Annotated in this window: 12 protein-coding genes, 1 tRNA gene and 1 rRNA gene; 7 read left to right on the forward strand and 7 right to left on the reverse strand. The window is 56.6% G+C overall.

What is annotated here, in order from left to right:
- The first annotated feature begins 122 nt into the window (after positions 1–122).
- Positions 123–197: transfer RNA gene (locus tag EYB53_RS20610), tRNA-Met, on the forward strand.
- A gap of 1 nt (position 198) precedes the next feature.
- Positions 199–313 (forward strand): 5S ribosomal RNA (gene rrf / locus EYB53_RS20615).
- 60 nt (positions 314–373) lie between these two features.
- On the opposite strand, the gene EYB53_RS20620 is transcribed toward rrf, so the two are convergent.
- From EYB53_RS20620 to EYB53_RS20640, 5 genes are all read right to left on the reverse strand, one after another.
- Positions 374–1,162 carry an alpha/beta fold hydrolase gene (locus EYB53_RS20620; RefSeq protein ID WP_135480565.1) on the reverse strand — a complete coding sequence of 263 codons (789 nt, stop codon included), beginning with the start codon at positions 1,160–1,162 and terminating at the stop codon, positions 374–376.
- The gene (locus EYB53_RS20625; RefSeq protein ID WP_135480567.1) at positions 1,122–2,189 is read right to left on the reverse strand and encodes a hypothetical protein; all 1,068 of its coding nucleotides are present in this window, start codon (positions 2,187–2,189) and stop codon (positions 1,122–1,124) included. Before EYB53_RS20625 ends, EYB53_RS20620 begins: the two co-directional genes overlap by 41 nt.
- Positions 2,190–2,208: 19 nt before the next feature.
- A complete protein-coding gene (hisC, locus tag EYB53_RS20630) occupies positions 2,209–3,279 on the reverse strand; it encodes a histidinol-phosphate transaminase (protein ID WP_135480569.1) in 1,071 nt (356 codons plus the stop codon).
- Between the two features lie 84 nt (positions 3,280–3,363).
- On the reverse strand, positions 3,364–5,508 hold the full coding sequence (locus EYB53_RS20635) for a GAF domain-containing sensor histidine kinase (protein ID WP_135480570.1): 2,145 nt from the start codon (positions 5,506–5,508) through the stop codon (positions 3,364–3,366).
- Positions 5,509–5,818: 310 nt separating this feature from the next.
- The gene (locus EYB53_RS20640; protein ID WP_135480572.1) at positions 5,819–6,343 is read right to left on the reverse strand and encodes a MarR family winged helix-turn-helix transcriptional regulator; all 525 of its coding nucleotides are present in this window, start codon (positions 6,341–6,343) and stop codon (positions 5,819–5,821) included.
- A 711-nt stretch (positions 6,344–7,054) separates the two neighbouring features.
- On the opposite strand from EYB53_RS20640, the gene rpoB reads away from it, so the two are divergent.
- Positions 7,055–10,741, forward strand: a complete 3,687-nt coding sequence (rpoB, locus tag EYB53_RS20645) for a DNA-directed RNA polymerase subunit beta (protein WP_135480574.1) — start codon at positions 7,055–7,057, stop codon at positions 10,739–10,741.
- Between the two features lie 192 nt (positions 10,742–10,933).
- Positions 10,934–15,532, forward strand: coding sequence for a DNA-directed RNA polymerase subunit beta' (gene rpoC, locus EYB53_RS20650; RefSeq protein WP_135480576.1), 4,599 nt, complete (start codon positions 10,934–10,936; stop codon positions 15,530–15,532).
- 78 nt (positions 15,533–15,610) lie between these two features.
- Here rpoC and gpmI read toward each other — a convergent pair whose 3' ends face one another.
- Complete coding sequence (gpmI, locus tag EYB53_RS20655; RefSeq protein ID WP_135480578.1) at positions 15,611–17,239, reverse strand: 2,3-bisphosphoglycerate-independent phosphoglycerate mutase; 1,629 nt, start codon at positions 17,237–17,239, stop codon at positions 15,611–15,613.
- A gap of 94 nt (positions 17,240–17,333) precedes the next feature.
- Complete coding sequence (locus tag EYB53_RS20660; RefSeq protein WP_135480580.1) at positions 17,334–17,585, reverse strand: hypothetical protein; 252 nt, start codon at positions 17,583–17,585, stop codon at positions 17,334–17,336.
- Positions 17,586–18,001: 416 nt separating this feature from the next.
- Here EYB53_RS20660 and EYB53_RS20665 point away from each other — a divergent pair, with 416 nt between their 5' ends.
- The 3 genes from EYB53_RS20665 to EYB53_RS20675 are packed head-to-tail and all read left to right on the forward strand — an operon-like array spanning position 18,002 to position 20,941.
- Entirely contained in the window at positions 18,002–19,108 is a 1,107-nt protein-coding gene (locus EYB53_RS20665) for a serine hydrolase domain-containing protein (RefSeq protein ID WP_371879144.1), read from the forward strand.
- Positions 19,109–19,115: 7 nt separating this feature from the next.
- Complete coding sequence (locus tag EYB53_RS20670; RefSeq protein WP_135480585.1) at positions 19,116–19,808, forward strand: response regulator transcription factor; 693 nt, start codon at positions 19,116–19,118, stop codon at positions 19,806–19,808.
- The gene (locus EYB53_RS20675) at positions 19,805–20,941 is read left to right on the forward strand and encodes a sensor histidine kinase (RefSeq protein WP_135480587.1); all 1,137 of its coding nucleotides are present in this window, start codon (positions 19,805–19,807) and stop codon (positions 20,939–20,941) included. Before EYB53_RS20670 ends, EYB53_RS20675 begins: the two co-directional genes overlap by 4 nt.
- Positions 20,942–21,040 lie beyond the last annotated feature (99 nt).

Below are 21,040 nucleotides of genomic sequence, written 5' to 3' on the forward strand. Positions count from 1 at the left end.
CTGGACGCGGGGCGACCCGTGCAGGTGACTGGTGCGCAGAGTCGAGGGCTTCCCTATCTACCGACATTCGGTGTCGTGTAGGCGAAACGCAATCTATCATCAGCATTCTGCAGGTAGTATGACGCGGCGTGGAGCAGTGGCAGCTCGTCGGGCTCATAACCCGAAGGTCAGAGGTTCGAATCCTTTCGCCGCTACCATGCGTGTGTGTCTGGCGCCGTGGAACCACCCCGTCCCATCCCGAACCGGGTCGTGAAACATGGCCGCGCCGATGCTACTGGGGCCTGAGCCCTGGGAACGTAGGTCCACGCACGCTCCAATTTACAAGAGGGGTGACTGTCTATTAGACAGTCACCCCTCTTGTTGTTTTGCGACGTTAGCGTAGTCGGCGGTCAAGAAATTCGCTCAGCACTGCATTAAAGGATGCTGGTTGTTCGAGGTTGCTCAAGTGGCCCGCTCCTTCGATCAGGGCGAGTTCGCTCTCGGGAAGATACTTTTGCATGAACTGCGCTTCGCTCGGTGGCGTTAGCGTGTCTTCGGTGCCGACAATGATTAGCACAGGGACGGCAATGGTTGGCAGATCAACCGTTGAGTCGGGCCGCAGAGCCATCCCGCGTAAGGCCCCGGCGATGCCGTTTGGACTAGTTGCGCTGATGGTGGCGCGTAGCGATGCGCGTAGTTCGTCGCTGGCACCCGGTGCAATGAGCTTTGGTAGCAGGATGTCGGCAATTGCTGCCGAGCCCTGGCTTTCGACGAGACAGGCGTTGGTTTCTCGTGCTACTTTGCCTTCGCTGCTGTCGGTTCCTGCTCGTGTGTCGGCCAAAACCAACCCATTGATCAGGCTGCGGTGTGAACGCCAGAGCTCAAAGGCAATGTAGCCGCCCATTGATAGCCCGATCACTGTGGCCTGTTTGATACTCAGGGTGGTGAGCAAGAGAGCCAGGTCGTTGGCGTACTGCTGCATAAAATAGACTTCGTTGGGTGCCCCGCTCTTTCCGAAACCACGTAAATCAGGCACAATGACCCGGTAACGGTCGCGAAGGACGGCAACTTGATCGTTCCACATCGCTCCATTGAAGGGAAAGGCATGTAGCAAAAGGAGGGGCGGTCCGGTTCCTTCGTCTTCATAGGTCAGACGAATGCCGTTCAAGTACGTTTCCATCATTGCGCTCCTTGGCAGGTCTCGGTTCTGGTAAGCGGGGCATGCCACCGGCACGCCCAAGGATGAGCAGGGCCTCGATCCAGTTGGGCGAGGTTGATCCTTCCGTGCTCGTGCTCGCAGTCAGGCTTAGTGCAGTGGCCCGCTCGGTCTCGCCTACTTCTACTGCCAGGATGCTGCTGAAGGCAAGCAAGAGCGGTGAATTGATGCGTTCAGGTTGCTTGACCGCAGGCCAGTGACGTATGGCTAGTTCGCGGGTGAGCTCGGACGCGTATGGGGCCATCAAGATCAGGGCTATCACATCTTCGAGGGGTTTGCTCGTCAGCGTGGCTTTCCGACGCTTGAGATGGTACCCTGAGGCAAAGACTCCGCGACTAGGTAGGCGCGGCCCGCGTAGCACGAGTTGCTCACGTAAGACCTGAAGCCAGCGTTGCCCGGCACTCTTATGTTCGCTGCCGTAGATATGATCGGCAAGGTGGACGCCCCAGAGTACCAGTGCCATAGCCGACGGGGTGGTGGTGTCGTTTGTGGTCGCAATCGCCCCGCCATGATCTGCGCGCATCTGTGCGGCGAGCATGGCGACCAATTGCGCATAGGTGTAGCTGAACCGCCAGGTGCTTGACCAGCGAAATTCGAGAGGCGGATCATGGTAGCGCTCTTCGCCTAGAAGGGCCGCTAGCCCGAGCAAGGTTGCCAGGGCTCCACTGTAGGCGGCAAAGCCTGCGCCAATCGGGTCTGGCACAAGCCCCTCTCGGTCAATGGGCGTTGCCCAGTGCGCCCAGATTCGTCGTTGCACCATGCGTTCGAGCGCCGCAACGACGCCTGCCCGCGCCCGTTGTTGCTGCTCGGGTGTGGCATCTGGTTGTAGGCCCAGGGCTGCGATCGCTATGCCCGTAAAGAGAACCTGCACCCGCAGGTTTTGCTCGCTCTCTTCAGCCTGGGTCAGATCAAATCCGTCCCACCGATTGATTGGCTGGCAGAGCAGCATTTCCAGATACGTGAGCTCTTCTTCACGCTCTTTTGTCCCATTCATTACGCCCATCCCCTTGCTGCTATCTGCCAAGTACGCTCCGTAGCGCCTGGAGGATGGCTTCGTTTTGTGCCTTGGTGCCAAAAGAGATGCGAATAAGCCCGGGAAGCCCCCATCCGGTGAGCGGGGTGACCGTAAATCCATGTTCACGGAGCCCGGCTGTGACCGCTGCATCGTCTCCAACCGCGACGGCAACAAAATTGGTCTCGCCGAGAATTGGTTCAAGCCCGAGTGTACATAGCCCCTGGTCAAAAAAGGCGCGACTCGCTATGGCGTGCTCACGACTCCGTGCGAGATGTTCGCGATCGGTGAGCGCGGCGACCCCGGCGACTTGCGCCAGGAGGTTGACATTAAACGTTGGCCGTGCCCGTTCAAGGTAGGCAATCAGTCCGGGTTCGGCGTAGGCATACCCCAGGCGTAACCCGGCTAACCCGTAGATCTTGGCGAAGGTACGCAGCACGATGAGATTGGGGCACCCGGCACGGATCAGCGGGATCAGATCAGGATAGTCGGGCCGGGTCACAAACTCAAGATAGGCTTCGTCGATGACAACCAGAACATCGTCGGGAACCCTCCTCAAAAATCGGTCAACCTCGGCTGCGTTGTTGCTCGTCCCAGTGGGATTATTCGGATTGCAGAGAAAGATCATCCGCGTTTGTGGGGTGATCGCTTCGGCCATTGCTTCGAGGTCGTGGGTATAAGCACGGAGTGGAACCCGACGCGGATGGGCATTCAGTTCGAGCGTACGGAGCAGGTAACTGATGAAGGTTCCCTCGGCCATGACAACCTCGTCGCCTGCTTCGAGTATCGCCAGGCAGAGGATCAGGATTAATTCATCCGAGCCGTTGCTACAGGTGACATGCTCGTACCCAAGCCCGACATGTGCCCCAAGCGCCTGGCGCAAGGCCAGACTCGACGAGTCGGGATAACGATGAACCTGATCAAGTGCTTCGTGCAAGGCTGCCAGCGCCCGTGGCGAAGGTCCGAGGGGATTCTCATTCGACGAAAGTTTGATCAGATCAACGGCTGGCCCGGTGAGTAACTGGGGTGGTTTATAAGCCGGCAAACTCTGAATATGTGGTTTCAAGCGCATAATATTTAACCTCGACGCAAGTTCCGAGGGCCAGCGGTACTCTGTTGGCCCTCACCACCTACTATCATGCTTTCTCATATAGATTTAGAGTGGCAAGACAAAAGCAAACGTACTCCCGATGTCTTCATTGCTCTCCACCCAGATACGACCACCGTGCATTTGCACAAACTGGCGACTAAGGTAGAGCCCCAGTCCGAGCCCTTCCGTACGGCTGCTGCGCACCCGATAATAGCGTTGAAAGAGGCGCGCCTGTTGTTCCGGGGCAATTCCTGCCCCCTCATTCGTCACACTCAGCACGGCCACCGGGCCACTGAAGCCCTCGGCCTCGGGAGAGTCAGCGTCACGATGGCAGAGGTGCAAGATAATCGGGCTTTCGGGCGGACTATACTTGATCGCATTGCTGATCAGATTGGTAAGCACCTGTCTGATCCGCAGCATATCACAGGTAGCGACGAGTTCGTCTTCATTGCATTCAAGGATGAGCGGATGCTGTCCGGCCGCGGGCCGTTGCTGGTCAATGACTTGATTTGCCAGATGCACCAGGTTTACCCGTTGTAACTGAAGGTCTAGCTGGCCGGCATCAATGCGTGACACATCAAGCAGGTTGTCAACCATGCGGAGCATATGGCTCACCTGTTGAGTCAGGATGGTCAGACCATGCAGATCACGTGGGTCAGCCTCACCCCGTTGCTGTTCACGTCTGAGCAACAGGTCTGCGTAGCTCCGCACAGCCGCCAGGGGGCTCCGCAACTCGTGCGCAGCGACAGCCAGGAATTCATCTTTCGCACGCTCAACCTTTTGACTAGCAGTGACATCACGAAAGACCACGACAGCCCCCTCGATCATGCCATCACCGGCATGGGCTGGTGCCCCACTAAAACTCATCACCGTTTCATCGCCACTTGATCCGTGCAGGATGAGGCGATAATCTTGAAACACTTCCCCGGCCAGCGCACGGGTAAACGGGAGGTCTTCGAGGCTAAGGGGACGGCCTTCCATATCACGCATGCGGTAGAAATCGGGCATTGCGGCCAGGGGTTGTTCAAAGGGGAGCGAGTCGAGGCGCAGCAGCGCAAGGGCGGCATCATTCGCCAGCGTCAACCGTCCTGCGGCATCACAGAGTAGCACGCCTTCGGCGATAGAGGTGACGACGGTATTCAGCTTGCGCCGTTCACTCGAACTATCGGCATAGAGCAAAACGTTTGCAATGGCAAAGCCAACCTGATTGCAGATCGGCATCAGCAGGTCTTTGTCGGTATGCATGGTGAGTCCTGGCGGCCCATAGAGGGCCAGCACACCGGCGACCGTGCCACCTGCCAGCAAGGGGAAGTAGGCGGCTTCCACGAGACCCCCAGTGATCAATGGCCCCTCGCCACGGTCTTCTAGCAGAGGGCGTTGCATTGGTTGCCCATAATGAACGACCTCGGCACAGGGCGAATCGGCAACAGGAAGCTGAGCCAGGTACGTGGCCCCATCGGGGGGAAGCTGATGCTGTGCGGCGAGGGCAAGGTGATCGTGGGTTGGATCGAGCAAGAGCAGCGCCCCACTGGCATCAGGAATCAAGCCTACCACTACATCAAGCACACTACGTACCATATCATCGAGATCGGTTGCCGTCGAGATCGCGGTCACCACGGCATCAAAGGCCTTCAACCGTCGTTCACTCTGCTGGGCCGCGGCGTAGAGTTGCGCATTCTTGATAGCCGAAGCCGCAAGATTGGCAAAGGCCTGCAAGACCGGGATGGCGGTCTGATCAAGTGGTTGCCACGCGCTGTCGCTTGAGTTGTGGCCGAGATTGATCAGTTCGAGCACGCCGATTGTTTCAGAACCAACACGCAAGGGCAAGGCCGCCGCAGTCAGGCGCGAGGGCAACTGAGCACTAAGCTGATGGAACAAAGGATCATTGACCGGATTGATCGCGGCGGCAGTCTGCTGGTACCCTCGGGTCGCCGACTTCAGTTGTGGCTCGGCGTGTTGCAGGGCGAGCCCTGCCAGGCCTTCGCCTGAGCGTAACTGGCAATGGTGCAAGGCTTCGTGGGTTGCGGCATCCAGGGGTAACCCCAGCACGGTTTTTGGTCGCAGACGCCCGTTTGTCTCAAGCCAGAGCACCCCTGCCTGCACCGAGGGCAAGATCTCGACCAGGCTTGAAACGAGGTTTGTGAGGATCGTCTGAGGATCAATGACGGAAACGAGGTATGATGAGAGCTTGAGCAGCCCGGTCACCTGCATCGTTGCAACCTGATTGGTAGCATCAAATCGGTGAACGTTTGCACCGTCACCTCTGCGTCGAGAACGTCGCACATGGCGACGGATCGGCTGCCGCTCAGTCACTACCCATACCCCTGTCCACTTGCTTGGCACACATACCCAGACAGTGTTGCGCTATGCATTGTGACGCTGAGCACCGTCAATACGTATCGTGGACACCTACCAGATGGCAATTTGTTTAGCCAGGTACGATGCAATGATCTGCCTGATTCAGCAAGCCAGATGTGGAGTGCTCAGCGTTGACAATCTCTTGCACTTAGTATACCAGGTCTCAGGCTTGCTGAAGCGGGGAATAGACTGCAGCTGAAGCCACCTGGTGCTGATCAAGCAGGGTTGCACCACTGAGGAGATCGTGGATGCCCTGGAGCAACTGGCGCAGGAGTAGCTCAAGATCGATCAACTGTCCAAAGTCAAAATGTTGTAAAATACGCTCCATATCTTCGCGGCGTGCCTGTTCGACCTGGGCGAGGCGTTCTTCGCCATGGGCTGTGAGGGTGACTTGCACGACGCGTCGATCTTCGTGATCGCGTACGCGCCCAACCAGATGGTCTTCGATCAGGCGATCAACAATGCCGGTCAGGGTTCCCGCAGATTGCTGGGTGATTTCGGCCAGTTCGCTCATGCGGCAAGTACCAGCGTCACGAATAGCAAAGAGGGTTACCATTTGAGGCATTGTCAGGCTAATTTCGGGACGATTCAGGGTTTGCAACAGTTGCTTATGGCTTTGCCAGGTAATCTGGCGAATCACATCATCAATCGCGGCAATGTACTCGGTACGGGTTTCGGTCTCGTTCATCAGGGCCTCCCTGGCCAGGTGGCCATTGGCACGGGCAACAACAAACGGTAGTTTATGACATGTGGATTATTCTTGCATGAAACATTTCATCTTTCTTGTATATTAGCCTATAAATAATGCAATGTCAATAATATGCACAGGCATAGCTAGGGCGATTGCATCTTCCGTGAATGCACCCGCCAGGGGTGCCCGTACACCGGATCCGGCCCCCGGCCTATAGCCTGTAGGGGCACCCCTTGCGGGTGCCCTGATAGAGCGTCTTTTTGTATCCGGTTTCGTATGATGCAATCGCCCTGCAGGCATAGCTAGGGCTGAGTTCGCATTGCCATGATGCACAGACACTGCTGGCTTGTGGTACAATAAAGGGAGAATGCTTTAAAGTACGTATGTTTCGCTTGACAAATGTTGGTAGAGGATGGTATATTCCTTGTTCGCAGTCAAAATTGGATAAGCTCTCGACCTGGTTGGTTGCCTTGTCTTGCTAACCAGGATGTTATGGTCGCATGGATATGCCTGAGCTCCAGGCCAGTTGAAACAACATCGCGTGTCCGGATCCCGCCAGTCGTTCCGGTAGCCCGTTGAGGCTTACCGCCGATGACGGGCGCTTTCTGTTTTCTGGCTGTCGCCGCGTGTCGGTAGCGTCGTGAAGCGGATGCCGTCAGCTATCTGAGTCTTGCTGCTCAGAGGATGACGACGAAGAATGAGGTGAGTATGCCCCCGTTGATTGAGTCCGTGGTTCTCCAGCCCCTGATCGCGCCGATTGACCCGGGCGCCAATGGGCGACGGATCCGCCGGATCGAGCGCCGCTCTTTCGCCAAGATCTATGATGCGATCGAGGTGCCGCGCCTGATCGAGACCCAAGTCAACAGCTTTGATTGGTTTCGGCGCGAGGGCCTGCGTGAGTTATTCGAAGAGATTTCACCGATTACGGATTTTACCGGCAAGAACCTTGAACTTCACTTTAAAGATTATGTCTTTGGTGAGTCGCGCCTGGATGAGTTTCAGTGCCGTGAACGCGATCTTACCTATGCGGCCCCCCTGCGGGTGAATGTCGAGTTGCGGATTCTTTCGACGGGTGAGATTAAAGAGTCCGAGATTTTTCTTGGTGATTTTCCGGTGATGACGGATAACGGTACCTTTATCTATAATGGTGCCGAGCGGGTGGTGGTCTCGCAGTTGATCCGTTCGCCAGGGGTCTATTTCAAAGATGACAAGGATCCAACCTCCGGGCGGGCCCTCCATTCAGCAAAATTGATCCCGAATCGCGGGGCCTGGCTTGAGTTTGAGACCAATAAGCGGGATGTGATTAGCGTCAAGGTTGATCGCAAACGCAAGATTCCTGTGACGATTCTCCTCCGGGCTATTATGGCCTGGCAGGCCGATGAAGATGGCAATGGGCGTTGGGTGCCCGATAATGAGCTTGATCAGCATGGTCTGAATGATCAGATCATTGAACTGCTGCGCCAGGTTGATACGCTGACCGATCATCCGTATACCCAGGCGACGCTTGATAAAGATCCAGCCCATAATGCCAAAGAGGCGCTCCTTGAACTCTATAAGCGCCTACGTCCCGGTGATCCGCCAACCCTGGAGAATGCGCGCTCGTTGCTCGAGTCGCTGCTCTTTAATCCGCGCCGCTATGACTTGGCGAAGGTTGGCCGCTATAAGCTCAATAAGAATCTTTGGGAGCGTGAAACGCGCCGCGATGGCAAGAGCGATGCGCCGAGTATGTCGGTGCGTGTTTTGCTGCCTCGCGATATTGTCAAGATCGTTGAGCAATTGATCCTGCTGAATAATGGTCACGGGCGTGCGGATGATATCGATCACCTCGGCAATCGCCGTGTGCGTACCGTTGGTGAGTTGATCCAGCAGCAGTTCCGCGTTGGGTTGCTCCGCCTCGAACGCGTGGTCAAAGAGCGGATGTCGCTCCAGGATCCTGAGAGCGCGACCCCCAATGGCCTGATCAATATTCGCCCCGTGGTGGCGGCAATGCGCGAGTTCTTTGGTGGCTCGCAGTTGAGTCAGTTTATGGATCAGACCAATCCGCTCGCCGAGTTGACCAATAAGCGCCGTCTCTCGGCCCTCGGTCCCGGTGGGCTTTCACGTGATCGTGCTGGCTTTGAGGTGCGCGACGTCCACCATAGTCACTATGGCCGCATCTGCCCCGTCGAGACACCGGAAGGGCCGAATATCGGTCTGATTGGTACGATGTCGACCTTTGCACGGGTCAACGAGATGGGTTTCCTTGAGACGCCGTATCGCAAGGTCTATAATGCCGTGGATAATGCGCCCCTCTGGGTTGAGCGTGGCGTGCTGCTGCGGGATGTGCGTGATTTGCGCACGGGCGATCTGATTGCGGCCAAAGGCGCACGGGTTGATGAAGCGACAGCCTTCCGGATTACCGTTGGGCTGCTCCGCGGTCAGATCCTGCGTGAAGATGTACTCGACCCCGATACCGATGAGACGATCGCTGAGGCAACCACCGAAGTGAATCGAGCCCTTGCCGAGAAGATTGCCCGCTTGCCGCTCAAGTCGATTCGCATCCAGCCGGTTGTCTCGCAAGAGGTGGAGTATCTGAGCGCCGATGAAGAGGATCGCTTCATTGTGGCCCAGGCGAATGCCCCCATTGATGAGCATAATCGCTTTGTGGAGGCTTCCGCCTCGTGTCGTTTTGCCGAGAAATTTGTCCAGGAACGCGTCGACCGTATTGATTATATGGACGTGTCGCCCAAGCAGGTGGTCAGTGTCTCGACGGCGCTGATTCCCTTCCTTGAGCACGACGATGCGAACCGTGCCCTGATGGGTTCGAATATGCAACGCCAGGCTGTGCCGCTCTTGCGCCCCGATGCTCCAATTGTTGGGACGGGGATGGAGTACCGCGCTGCCCGCGATTCGGGTCAGGTGGTGGTGGCGCGTATGTCAGGGGTGGTTGTCAGTTCCACGAGCGAACATATCATCATCCAGGAAGATGATGGCTACGAGCGTGAGTATCGCCTGCGCAAGTTTATGCGCAGCAACCAGGATACCTGCATTAACCAGCGTCCAGCAGTCCTCAAGGGCCAGAAGGTCAAGACGAGTGATGTGATTGCTGATAGTTCGAGTACCGATAATGGTGAACTTGCCCTTGGTCAGAATATTCTGGTTGCCTATATGCCCTGGGAGGGCGGTAACTTCGAGGACGCGATTCTGGTCTCTGAGCGCCTAGTGCGTGAAGATATCTTTACGTCGATCCATATCGAGAAGTATGAGGTCGAGGCACGTGATACCAAGCTTGGACCCGAAGAGATTACCCGCGATATTCCTAATGTCGGTCAGGATAGTCTGCGCAATCTTGACGAGCGCGGCATCATCTATGTGGGCGCCGAGGTGCAACCCAACGATATTCTCGTGGGTAAGATTACGCCCAAGGGCGAAACCGATCTGACTGCCGAAGAGCGCCTACTGCGGGCTATCTTTGGTGAGAAGGCCCGTGAGGTCAAGGATAGCTCGCTGCGTGTGCCCAATGGGGTGCGTGGCAAAGTTATTGACGTCAAAGTCTTCTCGCGTAGCGAAGGGGCCGAGTTGCCTGTCGGAGTCAATCAGACGGTGCGCGTACTGCTCTGTCAAAAGCGCAAAATTAGCGCTGGCGACAAGATGGCTGGTCGCCACGGTAATAAGGGCGTCGTTTCGCGGGTTCTCCCGATTGAAGATATGCCCTTCTTGCCCGATGGACGCCCCGTCGATATTATCCTCAATCCGATTGGCGTCCCTTCACGGATGAATATCGGGCAGATCCTTGAGACTCACCTTGGGTGGGCCGCCGCACGGCTGGGCTTTCGCGTCGCAACGCCGGTCTTTGATGGGGCGCGCGAAGAACAGATCAAGGAACATTTGATCGCAGCTGGCTTGCCCCCTGATGGCAAGGTGACGTTGTATGACGGCCGGACGGGCGAACGCTTTGATCATCCGGTGACGGTTGGGTATGCCTATATGCTCAAGCTTGCCCACCTGGTTGAAGATAAAATTCACGCTCGTTCGACGGGCCCCTATAGCCTGGTGACTCAGCAGCCCCTGGGTGGTAAGGCCCAGTTTGGTGGTCAGCGCTTCGGTGAGATGGAGGTCTGGGCCCTCGAAGCCTATGGGGCCGCCTATATCCTCCAGGAGATGCTGACGGTCAAGTCAGATGATGTCGTAGGCCGGGTGAAGACCTATGAGGCGATTGTCAAGGGTGAGCCGATCCAGGAGGCTGGGGTGCCCGAAAGCTTCAAGGTGCTCATTAAGGAATTGCAGTCGCTCGGCCTGAGTGTCGAAGTGCTCAGCGAAGACGAGAAGCCCGTCGAGCTCACTGATGATGCCGATGGAGATATGGCTTCGCTTGATGGCATCAATCTGAGCGGTATGGAACGCGGCGAGTTCTAGCCCCTTTCGCTAGGTGCGATGGCTGGTCTAGTTCGCTCGATCCAGGAAACTGGTCGCGCGTTCGACTGGAAAGCAGCCATCGCGCCGAACTTTCTGAACTGGCAGCCGAAGAAACGCCCTGAGCACGGTACGATCACTGCGGGGATGCGTCAGCGCTGCGCTGCGTATCTTCCGCCTGAGGAGTGAGCTTCTATGCTTGAGATTAACGACTTCAACGCGATTCGGATCAGCCTTGCCTCACCCGAGGATATTCGGGGTTGGTCGCATGGCGAAGTCACGAAGCCTGAGACGATTAACTACCGCACCCTGAAACCTGAGCGTGACGGGTTGTTTTGTGAGCGCATCTTTGGGCCTACCAAGGATTGGGAGTGTTACTGCGGGAAGTACAAGCGCGTTCGTTATAAAGGTGTCGTCTGCGATAAGTGTGGCGTTGAGGTCACCCGGGCGAAGGTTCGCCGTGATCGGATGGGCCATATTAGCCTGGCGTCCCCGGTGAGCCATATCTGGTTTGTGAAGGGTACACCGAGCCGTCTCGGGTTGCTGCTCGATATTAGCCCCCGCAACCTCGAACGGGTGCTCTATTTTGCCTCCTATGTGATCGTGGAGGTCAAAGAGGATCTGCGGCAGGCTACACGTGATGTGATCCAGCAAGAGTATGCCGAAAAACGCGAGAAGGTACAGCGTCAGGCTGAAGAGAAGCGCATCGAGTTTAGTACGCTGCTGACCCAGGATCTGGGCGGGATGGATACGGCTCAGGTGAGCACGCAGCACCGCATTGAAGAAGATTATAAGCGTCTTCGCGAAGAGATTACTAATGAGGCTGATCGCCTTCGCGAGCGCCTCGAAGAGTTGACCGGTGAACCCACCGATGAAGATGTACTCTTTCGGGGGACGGCGATTCTTGAAGAGGGTGAGCTTATTAGCGAGCGGATCATTGATCAGCTCGAAGAGATGGTTGAGCAAGAACTCGAGGCACTGGAGGCACGCCGCCAGCGCGATCTTGAAGATGCCGAGTTGCTGACCGGGGCCGAGCGTGAGCGCAAAGAGCATGAGGTTTCGCAAGAGCAAGAGAAGCTTCAGGAGCGCCTTCTGCGTGAACTTGAGGGGATGGTACGCGAAGAGAAAGAGAAGCTTGACCTGCTTGAAGGTTTGAAGGTGTGCCGGATTCTCACCGAGAATGAGTATCGCCAGTTGCGCGAAGTTGCCCCCGGGGTCTTCCGGGCGGATATGGGCGCAGGTGCGGTGCGTGAATTGATTGAGGCGACGGTTGATCTCGCGAAGCAGTCCGAAGAGTTGCAATTTGAAGTGCAGACGACCCAGGGCCAGCGCCGTAAAAAGGCGACCAAGCGCCTCCGTGTCGTTGAGGCCTTCCGCAAGAGTGGCAATAAGCCCGAGTGGATGATCCTCACGATGCTGCCCGTTATTCCGCCCGATCTTCGCCCGATGGTGCAACTTGATGGTGGTCGTTTTGCCACCAGTGACCTCAATGATCTCTATCGCCGGGTGATTAACCGAAACAATCGTCTCAAGCGGTTGATGGAACTCAATGCGCCCGAAATCATTGTGCGCAATGAGAAGCGTATGTTGCAAGAGGCCGTTGATGCGCTGATTGATAATGGCCGCCGTGGCCGCGCTGTCTCGGGCAAAGGCAAGCATCGCCTCAAGAGCCTCTCGGATATGCTCAAGGGCAAGCAGGGGCGTTTCCGGCAGAATTTGCTGGGTAAGCGCGTTGATTATTCGGGTCGTTCAGTCATTGTGGTTGGCCCGAATCTCCAGTTGCACCAGTGCGGTCTTCCCAAGAAGATGGCGCTTGAACTCTTCAAGCCCTTTGTCATGCGGCGCCTGGTCGAGAAGGGCTTTGCACATAATATCAAGAGTGCCAAGCGCATTGTTGAGCGTGTGCGCCCTGAGGTCTGGGATGTGCTGGAAGAGGTGATCAAAGATTATCTCGTGCTGCTCAATCGTGCGCCGTCGTTGCACCGACTTTCGATCCAGGCCTTTGAGGCCAAGTTGATCGAAGGCTCGGCTATCCAGTTGCACCCGCTCGTGTGTGCCGCTTTTAACGCCGACTTTGACGGTGACCAGATGGCTGTCCACGTGCCACTTTCGCGCAAGGCGCAGGAAGAGGCGCGCTCGCGGATGCTGAGCAAGTATAATCTGCTGAGCCCGGCTCACGGTGATCCGATTATTACTCCGTCGCAGGATATCGTGCTTGGTTGTTACTATCTGTCGATGGTCAAGGACGGTGCGAAGGGTAGCGGTAAGAAGTTCTCGTCGGTTGATGAGGCGATGCTGGCCTATGATCAGGGCTTGCTCGATATTCAGGCCCCGATCTTGATCCGGATGGACGGCGCTCCGTCAGACAAGAATGACCGGGATGAACAGACCCGTATCTTGCCCTCCACTGCCGATGGTACGCCCCGGATGTTGATTGAGACGACGATTGGCCGGGTGCTGCTCAACAATCAGTTGCTCGAACCGCTCCGCTATCGCAATCGCCTGGTTGATAAGAAGGGCCTCAAGGAGATCATTGCTGATTGTTATAAGTACTATACGACGCTGAAGAATCTCTCGGAAGCGGATTTTGATGAGATCCGGGCCGTCCATGGGCAGCGGAGCGATCATGAACTTGCTCGTATCTATGGCTCAGAGAAGACCGCTCTTCAGGCCGATATGATCAAGGCCCTCGGCTTCAAGTATGCGACCCTCGGGGGTATGACCATCGGTATCAACGATATCGAGGTGCCGCGTGCTAAGTATGACATCATTAGTAACGCTGAGGCCATTGTCGCTGATGTCGAGAAGCAGTTCCGGCGTGGTTTGATCACAGAGGAAGAACGCTACGAAGAGGTTGTGCGCGTCTGGCAGGATGCGACCAAGCAGACAATCAACGCGGTGAAGCTAAACCTGAATCAGTTTGGCCCTGTTGCGATGATGTCTACGTCGGGTGCCCGCGGTAACATCAACCAGATTTCCCAGATGGCCGGTATGCGTGGTTTGATGGCCGACCCGACCGGGCGGATTATCGAGTTGCCGATCAAAGCCAATTTCCGCGAGGGCCTCTCGGTGCTTGACTATTTCGTCTCCACTCACGGTGGTCGCAAGGGGTTGGCTGATACGGCGTTGCGTACGGCTGATGCTGGCTATTTGACCCGCCGTTTGGTCGACGTGGCTCAGGATGTGATTGTCACGATTGAGGATTGTGGCACCGAGAATGGGGTCTGGTTGCATGCGGCTGATGACGATGAATTGATGGAGAAGCTTCAGTTTCGCGTGATCGGGCGTATCCTTGCCGCACCAGTCTATGATCCTGAGACCGGTGAAATGCTAGCGGATCGCAATGCCGAGATTGATGAAGAGTTGTCGGCATCCTTCGCCGAGCGCAATGTGACCTCGCTCTATGTGCGCTCGACGTTGAGTTGCCAGGCCGAACACGGGATCTGTCGGCTCTGCTATGGCCGTAATCTGGCAACGGGCAAACTGGTGGATATTGGTGAGGCGTGTGGCATTATTGCTGCTCAGTCGATCGGTGAGCCAGGCACGCAGTTGACGTTGCGTACCTTCCATACCGGTGGTGTGGCTTCGGCTGATGATATTACCCAGGGTCTACCCCGTATTCAAGAGATCTTTGAGGCACGCATTCCTAAGGGTAAGGCGCTGCTCGCCGAGATTGATGGGGTGGTGCAGATTGCCAAAGACGATGATGGGGTGCGCCAGATTCGGGTAGTCGCCTCAGAGATTTATACCGATGAGTATATTTTGCCCAAGGGCTACGGTGCGCTGATCGAGAACGAGAGCGATGTAGCTGAGAATCAGCCGATTGCTGAGCCTTTACGTGCGGATAGTACCGAACTGCCGATTGTCGCCCGGTTGGCCGGACGAGCCTTTGTCTACGAAAATCGTATTGTGGTGAGCCAGGAAGATCGCGAAGAGCGTGAACTTAAGGTTCCGCATACGTCGCGTATGCGGGTCGAAAGTGGTGAGCGTGTGGTTGCCGGTCAGCATCTGACCGACGGTAGCGCCAATCCGCAAGAGTTGCTGGATCTGCAAGGGAAAGAAGCTGTCCAGCGTTATCTGGTCAATGAGGCCCAGAAGGTCTATCGTAGCCAGGGTGTGAATATCAACGATAAGCACGTCGAGGTAATCGTCCGGCAGATGTTGCGACGTGTTCGTATCGAAGAGCCAGGCGATACCGGGTTGCTGCCTGGTGAGTTGATTGATGCTGCCGAGTTCCGTCGGCTCAACAACGATATTGTCAGCCAGGGCGGTGAACCGGCGACAGCCGCAACGGTGCTGCTTGGCATCACCAAGGCCTCGTTGAATACCGACAGCTTCCTTTCGGCAGCGTCGTTCCAGGAGACCACACGGGTCTTGACCGATGCGGCAATCAACGGCAAAGTGGATTACCTGCGTGGCCTGAAAGAGAATGTGGTTATCGGCAAGTTGATCCCTGCCGGATCGGGGATCGAAAAGCGCTTGCTCGATGGTACACGGCGTGAGGATCTTGTTGGTGAGATGGCTCGGATGATGGAAGAGGGTGTGAATGCGGAGGCGTCGGCCCCCACGCCCGATGAGGTTCGCCGGGCCGAGACGTTGCTCGGCATTGTTGACCCCGAGGATACCGTTGATCAGCAGGATGCCGATGAAAAGTTGCGGGCGAAACTGCTGGCAATTATCGGTGAAGAGGGTCTGGCCACGATGGATCTCGATCTTGAGGCCGAATTTGAGGATGTAACCCTCGATCTTGTGGATGAGGATGATGAAGAGATGCCCCCGGTAGACGAGGCGTAAGCTTTGGGTTCTCCCGAGACAACAAAGCGCCGAGCCAGCGAAAGCTGGCTCGGCGCTTTGTTGTCTCGGGAGAGCGAACTACATGTGCTCGATTAGGCTTTGCCCCGTCATATCGGCTGCATATGCAAGGCCCATCAAATCGAGCAACGTGGGAGCTATATCAGCGAGGCGGCCACCCTCGCGCAGGCGTACCTCACCTTTGCCAAGCCCAAGCCCGTCGGCGGCTACCAGGATACAGGGCACCGGATTGGTCGTATGGGCGGTATGCACCCCACCAGTCTCAGGGTCGATCATCTGTTCGGCGTTGCCATGGTCGGCGATCATCAGCACGACCCCCCCTCGTGCCACCACTTCGGGTACGACCTGCCCTAGACTAGCATCCACCGTTTCGCATGCCGTCACCACAGCTGGAATAAAACCGGTATGTCCGACCATATCAGGATTGGCATAATTAACGACGATCAGATCGTACTGTTCACTTTTGATCGCCTTGAGCAGTTCGTCGGTGACACCGGACGCACTCATTTCGGGCTGGAGATCGTAGGTTGCTACTTTGGGTGATGACACGAGGATGCGATCTTCGCCTGGAAAGGGTTCTTCGCGGCCCCCATTGAGAAAAAAGGTGACGTGGGGGTACTTCTCGGTTTCGGCAATATGAAACTGTGTTTTGCCTGCGGCACTGACGACGGCGGCGAGCGGGTCATTGACTGGGCGCGGCGGGAAGGCGACCTCTACTGGGAGGCCACGCTCATAGCGGGTCAAGGTTACCATATAGAGGTTCGCAAGTTGGCGGGGGCGTTGCCAGATGCTATCAGGCAACTTCTGGCCCTCTTCCTCCTGGCGAGCGTAGTGTTGCTTGATCTGCTCGTTGAGATCAGACACAACCAGCGCACGGGTCAACTGGCGTCCCCGGTCAGGACGGAAATTGGTGAAGATGACCGCATCACCATCATTGATCGTCGCCACGGGTGCGCCATTCTCAATGATCACCGTAGGCAACATAAACTCATCGTTGACCCCGGCGGCATACGATTGGCTGATCGCCGTGCGGGCATCCGGGGCAGTCTCACCCTCGCCGTCGGTCATAGTCGCATACGCCCGCCCGATCCGTTCCCAGCGCTTATCGCGATCCATTGCATAATACCGCCCGATCACCGTGGCAATCTTGCCTACACCGGTCTTTGCCATCGCAGCATCGAGATGATCCATAAAACTGAGCGCACTGCGCGGCAACACATCGCGACCATCGAGAAAGAGATGCAAAAAGACCCGGTCAAACTGTTCGCGCTGGGCCAGCTCGAGCAGGGCATGCAAATGATCTTCGTGGGAATGCACCCCACCAGGCCCAAAGAGCCCGATCACATGCAGGGCCCCGCCCGTCTGCTCGGCATGGCGAATTGCCTTGAGCAAATTGGGATTGGTAAAAAAATCACCATCCCGAATCGCTTTGCTGATCCGGGTCAACTCCTGGTAGACCACAAATCCCGCACCAATATTGAGATGTCCCACCTCAGAGTTGCCGATCTGCCCTTCGGGAAGACCAACATCCAGACCTGAGGCGCTGAGCGTCGTAAAGGGTGACTGCTCGATCCAGGCATCAACATGCGGTGTATGCGCAAGGCTGACTGCATTGCCGGGGCCATCAGCAGCGAGACCCCAACCATCCATAATAGCCAGAACCACAGGGCGAGGGCGAGCAGTGGTCATACAAACAACCTCCTGATAGACAACAAAAACCGAGACAACAGATTAGACCAGGCTTGAGACTGGAGCCTGGTCGATTATGAGGGCTGCGTGCGTGTCAACTCAGACCGAGACCGACCTGAAATAAACGTCCGGCAGCCAGCAGACCAAAGATACCGGTGATGATCAATGGCAAGCCAACGAGCAAAAGGGTCGTCATCCGTGTGCTACTGCTTGCGCTCGTGCGCACATAATCACGTGCGATCTCGGTCCGCAGGCTCTGCAGGCCACCCCAGATGGTCAGCAAACCCATGATGCCAAAAACTACCCCGGCACCGATCGCGATCAATACACCAAGAAAGTAGAGCATACCCGTCTCACTTCATTCAGTTAGATGGGCAAAGCGAAGGTTCTTGGTTGAACCAACAGACTCGTCTCCATCTACACACGGTACGACTCCAGTATACCGCGCCCGTGCAGATACGTCGAGTTGTTTTTGCATGGATTTGAGATCTTTTGCAAAGTCGTTGGGGGTCAGCAGGCTCTCATCCTCCAGCCAACGGCGTACCTTCAACCGTCCTGGTTGGTGTATAATAACGATGATACACAGATCTTCCACTCACCCTGTCTGGTCGTTTCGGAGCTGCTATGCGTTACCTTGCCCGCGTGGTCGGGCTTACTCTCGCTTTGCTTGTTGGTTTGACGACGTGCAGCACGTCTAGCAGAGACAGCCGAGAGCCATCGCTTTCGGGTTTTGTTGCTACGCCCTTACCTTCAGCACGGCTAGTGCCCACGATTCTACCTACGGTTACCCCTGAGTTTGAGGTTGGGGTTGGGGCTTCAACGACAAGCACTGATCCAGTGGCCCCCCCACTGGCTGCAGTGACGACGCCGTCTTCGGCGCGGGCTCAACCGACACCTGACCTGATCGAACGTGCGGGTCAGATGGATGCCTATATGTCGGGTCTGGTCAACCAGGGCTTTAGCGGGGCAGTCCTGGTTGCCTACCAGGGCAATACGCTGATCAGTCGTGGGTACGGGTTGGCAAATCGTGAGGCCGGGATCGTGGCAACAAGTTCAACCCGTTTTCGGCTTGCTTCAGTGACCAAGCCGATCACGGCGCTTGCGGTTTTGCGCCTGGTGGCGGCGGGCAAGGTTCAACTTGAGGCGTCAATCTGCGCCTACCTCGATCCGTGTCCCGCAACCTGGCAGGCGATCACCGTGGCTGATCTGTTGCGCCACAATTCGGGGATCCCCAACTACACCGATTTTGCCAGTTTTGCGAGTGTTGAACTTCAGCCTGCAACCCCCGAAGCGATCGTCGCACGTTTTCGCGATCTTCCCCTCAATTTCGTTCCGGGTTCAATGTACCATTATAGTAATTCGAACTATGTGTTACTCGGGTTGATTATCGAACGGGCTTCAGGCCAGACCTATGCTGACTTCCTGCAGAATGATCTCTTTACGCTGCTCGAGATGAGCAATAGTGGTCTCGATCCAGGCGATTTCAGCCCGCTTGGAGGAACCCGAGGATATGCCGGGGGGGCGCTCGATATCCCCCTCGACGTTAGCAATCTCTTTGCCGCAGGCGATCTCTATGCCTCGGTGGAAGATCTGCATCGCCTGACCCGAGCGCTCTATGCGGGTTTGTTGCTGCCGCCTGAGTTGATGACGATGATGACAACGCCACGGCATATGCGCTATGGAATGGGGTGGTTGATTGAACAACGTGGTGATCAGCGTCTTGTTTACCATCCTGGCTGGATGAGTGGCGCCAATACCTGGCTTGGGCATTACCCTGATACCGGGTTGACCATTGTCATCCTGAGCAATAATACGCAGATCAATCTGTTCCCCATTGCCGATGCACTGGCTGGTCTGGCGTTGAATTAGGCCTGTTATGCGTGAGACTGCGACGATTCTGGTTGTTGATGACGAGGCGAGTATTCGCACGATCGCTCGTGCTTATCTTGAGCAGGCGGGCTTTACCGTCGTGTGTGTTGATAACGGCCTCGCGGCACTCCAGGCGGCTCGGGATTATACCCCGGCGATGATTATCCTCGATCTCAATTTGCCCGGTATGGATGGGATGGAGGTGGCTGCCCGGTTGCGTGAACATTCTGATGTCTTTATTTTGATGTTGACGGCACGCAGCGATGAGGCTGATCGGGTGGCCGGGTTGCGGATTGGGGCCGATGATTATCTGACCAAACCCTTTAGCCCGCGCGAACTTGCGGCACGTGTCGAAGCGATCCTTCGTCGGCGACGGGGCGTGGTTGCCCCAACCAATGAGTTGCGCTTCAAGCATGTGGTGGTTGACCCCGATAGCCGTGAAGCACGAGCGGGTGGTCAATTGCTCGATCTGAGCCCGACTGAATTCGATGTCTTAATGGCGCTCGCACGCCATCCAGGGCGGGCGCTCAGTCGTGAGCAACTGATCGATCTGGTCTGGGGCACCGATTTTTTTGGTACCGACCGGGTCGTTGATGTCTATGTTGGTCAGGTGCGCCGGAAGATTGAGGCAGTGACGGGACAGACGGTTATCGGCACAGTGCGAGGCATTGGCTATCGGTTTACCGACGAACGCCTATGAAATTGTTGCGTCAGTTGCGTTGGCAACTCATCGCTGCCCAGATGCTGGTGGTCTTCGTTGGGGCGCTTATGCTTGGCGTAACAGCCGATCTGCTGGGCCAGCAGATCTTCCTCACCGATCTCCGCTCACTCACCACACAGCCCGGGGCACTCAATCCAGGTGACCTTGAAATGGCACTGGTTCAGAGTTTTCGCCAGGCGATTGCGAAATCACTCGCGCTTGCCGCAGTGACGGCGGCGGTCGTTGGCCTGGCCACGAGCCTGCTCTTGTTGCGCCAGATTCTGCGCCCGTTGCACGAGATTGCTACGAGCAGTAGCCGCATTGCCGATGGACGCTACGATGAGCGGGTCACGGTGCCAGCCAGTGATGAGTTGGCGATTGTTGCGACCAGTTTTAACCAGATGGCTGGAACCCTCGAACGGATCGAGCAGCAGCGCATTGCCTTGATTGGCAACGTTGCCCACGAGTTGCGTACCCCTCTCACTGGTCTCGAAGGCTATCTCGAAGGCTTGATTGACGGTGTCTTTCAGCCCGGCCCCGAAACATTTGCCGAGATGCAGCACGAAGTGCGGCGGCTCCGCAATCTTGTCGCTGACCTGCAGATCCTCTCGAATGTTGAGGCTGGTCAGGTTCATCTGCACATGAGTGAGCTTGAACTTGTTGCCGTTGTGCGCCGTATGGTCGAGCAACTGCGCCCCCAGACCCTGGCCGGTTGCCTTGAGATCAAGCTTAGCCCGGGGGTTGAACCAGTCTATGTTCAGGCTGATCAGGATCGGGTTGCTCAGATCTTGATTAACCTGATTGGCAATGCGATCCGTTACACTCCCGAGGGGGGATGTGTCACAGTTGGGGTGAAGGTTGTCGGCCGTGTCGCTCAGGTGGAGGTCGTTGACACGGGGATTGGTCTTGCCGCCGAGGATCTGGCGCTCATTTTCGAGCGTTTCTATCGTGTGGATCGCTCACGGGCGCGTGTCAGTGGTGGCAGTGGCATCGGCCTGACCATTTCGCGCCACCTTGCCTGGGCGATGGGGGGCGATATTACGGCGGCGAGTCCTGGGGTGGGCCAGGGAAGCACCTTCACTTTGAGTATGCCGCTCGCTCGATCACCGCGTGTGAGTCACGAGCAACGGTAGATCATGTGCTGCGTCGGGTGATATTCAGCTGGTTTGTGCATCCGCTGCACGCGCACCAGGGCCAGCCATGCTGGCCCTGGTGCGCGTGCAGCGTATTTC

This window comes from Candidatus Chloroploca mongolica (assembly GCF_004762035.2).
GTDB lineage: Bacteria > Chloroflexota > Chloroflexia > Chloroflexales > Chloroflexaceae > Chloroploca > Chloroploca mongolica.

Coding starts and splice junctions, on each gene's coding strand:
- EYB53_RS20620 (WP_135480565.1), bottom strand. CDS start 1,162: ATGATGGAAACGTACTTGAACGGCATTCGTCTGACCTATGAAGACGAA.
- EYB53_RS20625 (WP_135480567.1), bottom strand. CDS start 2,189: ATGAATGGGACAAAAGAGCGTGAAGAAGAGCTCACGTATCTGGAAATG.
- hisC (WP_135480569.1), bottom strand. CDS start 3,279: ATGCGCTTGAAACCACATATTCAGAGTTTGCCGGCTTATAAACCACCC.
- EYB53_RS20635 (WP_135480570.1), bottom strand. CDS start 5,508: ATGCAGGTGACCGGGCTGCTCAAGCTCTCATCATACCTCGTTTCCGTC.
- EYB53_RS20640 (WP_135480572.1), bottom strand. CDS start 6,343: ATGAACGAGACCGAAACCCGTACCGAGTACATTGCCGCGATTGATGAT.
- rpoB (WP_135480574.1), top strand. CDS start 7,055: ATGCCCCCGTTGATTGAGTCCGTGGTTCTCCAGCCCCTGATCGCGCCG.
- rpoC (WP_135480576.1), top strand. CDS start 10,934: ATGCTTGAGATTAACGACTTCAACGCGATTCGGATCAGCCTTGCCTCA.
- gpmI (WP_135480578.1), bottom strand. CDS start 17,239: ATGACCACTGCTCGCCCTCGCCCTGTGGTTCTGGCTATTATGGATGGT.
- EYB53_RS20660 (WP_135480580.1), bottom strand. CDS start 17,585: ATGCTCTACTTTCTTGGTGTATTGATCGCGATCGGTGCCGGGGTAGTT.
- EYB53_RS20670 (WP_135480585.1), top strand. CDS start 19,116: ATGCGTGAGACTGCGACGATTCTGGTTGTTGATGACGAGGCGAGTATT.
- EYB53_RS20675 (WP_135480587.1), top strand. CDS start 19,805: ATGAAATTGTTGCGTCAGTTGCGTTGGCAACTCATCGCTGCCCAGATG.